Raw genomic sequence first — 5,074 nt, forward strand, 5'->3', positions numbered from 1 at the left:
TTTTTCTCCACCGCCACCAGCTTGGGGTCTTTGATGGGCTTCCCGAAAATATCGAAGTTGTTGTCGAGCAACATCCGTTCGCCACGCTTGGCCGAGAGCCGTTTGCGGCGCGGGTCGCGGTTGATGACCGTCTCGCGAAACTGCCCCTTGATGTCGTGGATAAAGCGCAGTAATTCGGCTTTGGCGTCCTTGTCGGCGGTGTTTTTGTAGGCCGCCACCGCGCTCCGGTACGTTTGCAGACTGAACCGCTGCTTCCGAAACACGTCGCTGAGGTCTTCGGTGAGGCTGAATTTGCTCAGCAAACTGTTGCCCTGCTTGATGTTGATGTCGATGTTGGGCAGCGTTTCCAGTTCCGCAAAACCCGATTCCTCGGTGTAATAAGCGTTTTTCAGCAACTCGATCCACAACCGCAACCGACAGATCTTGACCGAGTTGGGATTGATGTCCACGCCAAACAGGCAGTTTTCGATCAGTACCTGCTTCTCGTGGAAAAGTACCCGCTGCACCCGCTGCCGCTCGGCGGTCGGTTTTCCCGTGGCTTCCTGCAAGAAGTAAGTAAAAGGTTCGTCGTCTTCCTCGTCCAGCACCACCAGTTCGTCGTTCACGACCCGAATCAGGTATCCTTTGAGCCGACGGCCCGCGTCGTCCTGCAAAATCCCGAGTTCGCTCTTAATGGCGATCAACTCGTTGAGCGCCGATACCAGAAAATGCCCCGAACCCACCGCCGGGTCGCAAATGCGCAGCGAGTCGATGAGGGCGTTGGCGCGGGGGCGGTCGAGGTCTTTGTCGCGCAGCGCGGCGAAGTCGGCGCACCGCCAGCCGTGGGCGTCGTTGAACTTCTGCACCACGGCGCGGCGGATGGTTTCGCGGCACATGTACTCCGTGATGAAGCCCGGCGTGTAGAACGAGCCGTCCTTGTAGCCGTTGATTTTTTCAAATATCAAACCCAGCACACTGGCGTTGATGAGCGCCCGGTTTTTTTCCTGAATATCGTCGCCGCTTTCCGACGCAAAATCGTAGGCGTCCAGAAATGCGAACAAGTACCCCAGCGCGGGTAGTTCGGCGCGGTCGCGGTAAGCGGGATGATCCCGCAGCACCGATTGCCGCAACAACGGCAGGCTCAGACTACTATCGAGCGTGTTGATGCTTAGGGTCGTATCTTCCAGTTCCGTAATCTCGAACAGCGAGGAGTTGAGGTAAGGTACTTTACCAAACTTCTGCCGGACGCCACCCTGCCGCTCCGCCGGACGCCTGGCCAGCACCCGGAAAAACAGCCGATATACCTCATCGAAATCGGCCAGCTTGGCGCTGTTCAGGAAGGCGTAGGCGCGGTCGCCGCGGTGGTACTTCACCAGTTGCGATTCCAGCAGTTTCAGGAACAGAATCCGGTTGACCCAGGTGATGCAAAGTTCCAGCGCCACGCTGAAAAGCTGCTCGTCGTGGGTGCGGCCGTACTGTCCGGGGTCGGTGAGGTGCGAAAGCTTACCGGAGGTTTGAAGCTCAATAATCGTGTTTTCGAGCAGCGAACCCTCGTCGCGCTGTCCTTCGGCTTTGCGCCGAATCACTTTCTTATTGCCCTCTTTGGTCTCTTCCAGCCCAATCAGATGCAGCAGCTCGGTATAGAATCGCGGATTGAGGCGGTTACTGTCGGTGGCAGCGGGCAGCTTGAGCAGATGTGCGGGTGAAAGTACCTTGTACAGCGGCAGCAGTGCCTTGTCGTTGGTCGGGTCCCTATCCTCGACGTTCTTCTGGTAGGTACGGAGGTCGAAGTACGTAAACGGAATTTCCTCGGTCAGTTCGGCCAGGAACGGTTTGGCTATTTCATTTTAAAACAGGTCGTTATTCCGGCTCACCTTTTGCCCCGTGGCCCAGGCAGTGTACTCTTTTTTGAGCCAGGCATTCCGGTAAAACACCCGGTCGATCAGCGCGGCGTCAAAGATGTACCACTCGTACACGTTGGTCACGACGCAGTGCCGCAAGTCGGAATTACGGTCGCGGCTCCGCTCCTGAAAGTAGTACAGCAGCAACTCGTGAAACGCCTTGGTATTCAGATTCTCGCGGCTCACCATCTCGCTGCGGTTGGCCGGCCGCTTCACCTCGAACAGCACCCCCGCCGGACTCGCCGCGTCCTTGCCCAGGTGAATCACGAAGTCGGTCTTGCCCTTGGGCGCCACCACATAGCTCTCCTTGTAGTACACCTCTTTCAGGAAATCCATGAGGTGGTCCTTGATGTTCTCTTCGCTCTCTTTTTCGTCGATGTAGCCGAACAGCGTTTTAAAACGATCCTTGAAGCGTTCGATCTGCTCGCGTTCGGGACGTAGCTTGTAAGCGGGGTCGAGGGATTTGGTGGGGGTGGTGGGCGTGAGGAGCATGGTGGGAGGGCGGGAGGGTCATGGATGCTGTGGCAAAATAAGGGGTTTATCTGTATATTTACGCTCCTGACAAAATTATCGCCGAAGGCAAGCCGACCTTTACTCATGATAGCTTACCAAAATATCTACGACAGCCTTGCTGACTTCATTGCTTCGATGGATGCGGAAAAGGTACTGGCCTTCCACGCTCCCGATTCTTTGCAAGAACGCGTGGAGTATCTGATCGAAAAAAAGCAAGAAGAACAGCTTTCGGCGCGTGAGAAGGAAGAGCTGGATCACTACTTTATTTTGGAGCATATCGTCCGACTTGCTAAGTCTCGTACGCTACTGCGCTTGTCGAAAGATGGAGCGAAGTAGTCGATACATCCCGGACGCACTCCGTCTCGAGGTGGCTGTAAGAGCCGACTACCGCTGTGAATATTGCCTACGGCCCGAAAAAGCCTCTTTTCTAAAATTTCAGATAGACCATATTATAAGCCGTAAGCACGGAGGTTTGACAATTAGTGAGAATCTAGCCTATACCTGTCCCGTCTGCAACAACAGCAAGGGTTCCGATGTAGGTACAGTTTTGGAAGATGAGGAAACTTTTGTCCGATTGTATAATCCCAGGAAATACAAGTGGCAGGATCACTTTGAAATCAACGAGGGGGCTATCCTGGCAAAATCCGACATTGGTTCTGCCACTATCAAAATATTGAATCTCAATGATGTCAATCGAATTTTGGAAAGACTGGATTTGATTGAAGCAGGGATATTGCCTTAATAAAAGGTAACCAAAATAAGGAGTTTATCTTTGTATGTACGCTCCTGACAAAGTTGTCTGCATCGGGAGAACGTTGGCGACATTGGAGTACTTGGTGGAGCATCAAAAAAAGATCAACAAAGCTATGAAAACCATGAATTTGAAAGACCTGCTGCATAACGCAACCACTCAGTTGAGGGATTTATCGCCATTGGAAAAACCTGATTTCAGGCTCGAACAGGCGGTTCATCGAAAGGATGAAAAAGTGTGGGAGATTGTCATTTCGTATCTCGTAGAAAATAATAATAAGCCGATAAGTGCAGTATCGACGTTTGCCCCCCAGTTCCCTTTTCAGAGAATTTACAAAAAGGTAATGATGGATGAAGATGGACAAGTGGCTGAATTGCTCATGTACGACACGGCAGGATGAACTATGGCAAATTTACCAATAACTAATAGCTAACGCTTTGGTCAGGCTGACAGGAGATGAATTGCGACTTTATTGCCATATTTATAGATGCGTTCTTTTTCATTTTAAATTAAACTTTCAGATATATGCCCCTTAGCTCAGATTCACTTTTTCATTACACCCGCGGGGGGATGAAAGCTCTGAAAGGCATCCTATCGGAAGGCTTTTGGGTTTTATATCACGAGGAGTATTCTCCGCTTCATTTCAAGAACAAGGTACCAGTCCGAGATAGAGGATTTTTGTATAAACCTAGTCACTTTCAGGGTCACCCGGCGGATGCATTTCTTCAATATTTGTACATTCCCATGGTTAGCTTTTGTGATATCCCTATTTCAAACATCAAATCTCACCTTAATCATTATGGGAGTGATGGCAGAAATGGTAAGATCGCTTATGGAATCGGCCTCACAAAGTCCTGGGGGCTTGACCATAATTTAAATCCTGTCATCTATTTAGTACCGGGTAGTCAGATTGCCCATAGCTTCATTGATAAATGCGTAAAAGGTAGTAAATATCATCAGGAGGAGTCGGAAAAAACAAAAATTCCTGGTCGGTACGGCATTGAGACCTATTATCCCCCTAGCCAAATGAATATCAGTAATGGCTTAATAAATGATAATAAAGAGAATTTGTACCCCTATGAAACATTGTTTTTAAAACCCATAGGTGAGATAAATTTAGATAAACCAAATATCCCTTCTGAAAGTATATCATTCGTTGATGAGAAAGAATGGAGGTATGTACCTAATGATGCCAGTATTATATCGGGAAGAAAACTTTTTCATTCATCTCATAACTCTCAATATTATCAATCTATTGCTGAAAATGCAGAAAGAGCTAAGAATGAAGTACCTAAGTACAATGATCTGAAATTTGAAATAGATGACATAACCCACATCGTTGTAGGGATGAACGATGAAATTCCTGAACTCCAAAAGCACCTGAAAGCGGAATATGAGGGAAAACGCGGGGTCAATGAAGATCAATTGCACCTTTTGTATTCCAAAGTGACGTCTTATGAGACCCTTCAAAGGGATTTCTTCCCCCACTGAAGAAGAGTTTTGTACTTCCTCCAAATCTTTTAGAATCATTTGCATTAGTCCTGTTCTGAAACTAGTAGTCTTTTTGGGGAAAAGCTACCCCCCCGCTCGCCCCGATTTGCAATCGGGCGCGTCTATCTCCTCGCGTTTGTAATGCGATCCTACACATAAGCACCTCGACCATTTTGCTGATTCAATGGCCCACACAAAACTAAACCGACCGCCACCCCTTTACCCAATACTCCCTCCGTATCTGATTTTCCAGCCCGCCATAAATCAGCGTCTTCTCTCCCACCGCCTCCGGCGCGATCTTTTCAAGATATGCCAATCCTTTAAAGTGTTCTGAAACAATCGTTTGGGTACATTTTATTTCATAAATATCGAACCGCAATCCCGTAGGTTTCAACAAATCTACTTCATGTCCAGCCGCATCGCGCCAGAAATAGAATTC

The 5,074-nt window shown here is 49.1% G+C and carries 6 protein-coding genes and 1 pseudogene; 4 read left to right on the top strand and 3 right to left on the bottom strand.

From position 1 onward, the window contains the following. Both ACEW8P_RS04180 and ACEW8P_RS04185 read right to left on the bottom strand, forming a co-directional pair. On the bottom strand, positions 1–1,565 hold a 1,565-nt coding region (locus ACEW8P_RS04180; protein ID WP_373511854.1), incomplete at its 3' end, for a DNA methyltransferase. Positions 1,566–1,826: 261 nt separating this feature from the next. Next, positions 1,827–2,372: a hypothetical protein gene (locus tag ACEW8P_RS04185; RefSeq protein WP_373511855.1), complete on the bottom strand. Its 546-nt coding sequence runs from the start codon at positions 2,370–2,372 to the stop codon at positions 1,827–1,829. 105 nt (positions 2,373–2,477) lie between these two features. On the opposite strand from ACEW8P_RS04185, the gene ACEW8P_RS04190 reads away from it, so the two are divergent. The 4 genes from ACEW8P_RS04190 (at position 2,478) to ACEW8P_RS04205 (ending at position 4,635) form a co-directional block, all read left to right on the top strand. Next, complete coding sequence (locus ACEW8P_RS04190) at positions 2,478–2,729, top strand: hypothetical protein (protein ID WP_373511856.1); 252 nt, start codon at positions 2,478–2,480, stop codon at positions 2,727–2,729. Continuing rightward, the gene (locus ACEW8P_RS04195; RefSeq protein WP_373511857.1) at positions 2,716–3,135 is read left to right on the top strand and encodes an HNH endonuclease; all 420 of its coding nucleotides are present in this window, start codon (positions 2,716–2,718) and stop codon (positions 3,133–3,135) included. Before ACEW8P_RS04190 ends, ACEW8P_RS04195 begins: the two co-directional genes overlap by 14 nt. Positions 3,136–3,259: 124 nt before the next feature. Continuing rightward, on the top strand, positions 3,260–3,544 hold the full coding sequence (locus ACEW8P_RS04200; RefSeq protein ID WP_373511858.1) for a hypothetical protein: 285 nt from the start codon (positions 3,260–3,262) through the stop codon (positions 3,542–3,544). 170 nt (positions 3,545–3,714) lie between these two features. After that, positions 3,715–4,635 carry an abortive infection system antitoxin AbiGi family protein gene (locus tag ACEW8P_RS04205; protein ID WP_373511859.1) on the top strand — a complete coding sequence of 307 codons (921 nt, stop codon included), beginning with the start codon at positions 3,715–3,717 and terminating at the stop codon, positions 4,633–4,635. Positions 4,636–4,834: 199 nt separating this feature from the next. On the opposite strand, the pseudogene ACEW8P_RS04210 reads toward ACEW8P_RS04205, so the two are convergent. Beyond that, positions 4,835–5,074, bottom strand: a pseudogene (locus tag ACEW8P_RS04210) (AAA family ATPase); the annotation flags it as partial.

Origin of the sequence: Persicitalea sp. (genome assembly GCF_041751555.1) — a bacterium.
Classification (GTDB): domain Bacteria; phylum Bacteroidota; class Bacteroidia; order Cytophagales; family Spirosomataceae; genus Persicitalea.

Bases quoted from the DNA above. Each gene is read 5' to 3' on its own strand.
- ACEW8P_RS04195 (WP_373511857.1), top strand. From the start codon at position 2,716: ATGGAGCGAAGTAGTCGATACATCCCGGACGCACTCCGTCTCGAGGTG.
- ACEW8P_RS04200 (WP_373511858.1), top strand. From the start codon at position 3,260: ATGAAAACCATGAATTTGAAAGACCTGCTGCATAACGCAACCACTCAG.
- ACEW8P_RS04185 (WP_373511855.1), bottom strand. From the start codon at position 2,372: ATGCTCCTCACGCCCACCACCCCCACCAAATCCCTCGACCCCGCTTAC.
- ACEW8P_RS04205 (WP_373511859.1), top strand. From the start codon at position 3,715: ATGAAAGCTCTGAAAGGCATCCTATCGGAAGGCTTTTGGGTTTTATAT.
- ACEW8P_RS04190 (WP_373511856.1), top strand. From the start codon at position 2,478: ATGATAGCTTACCAAAATATCTACGACAGCCTTGCTGACTTCATTGCT.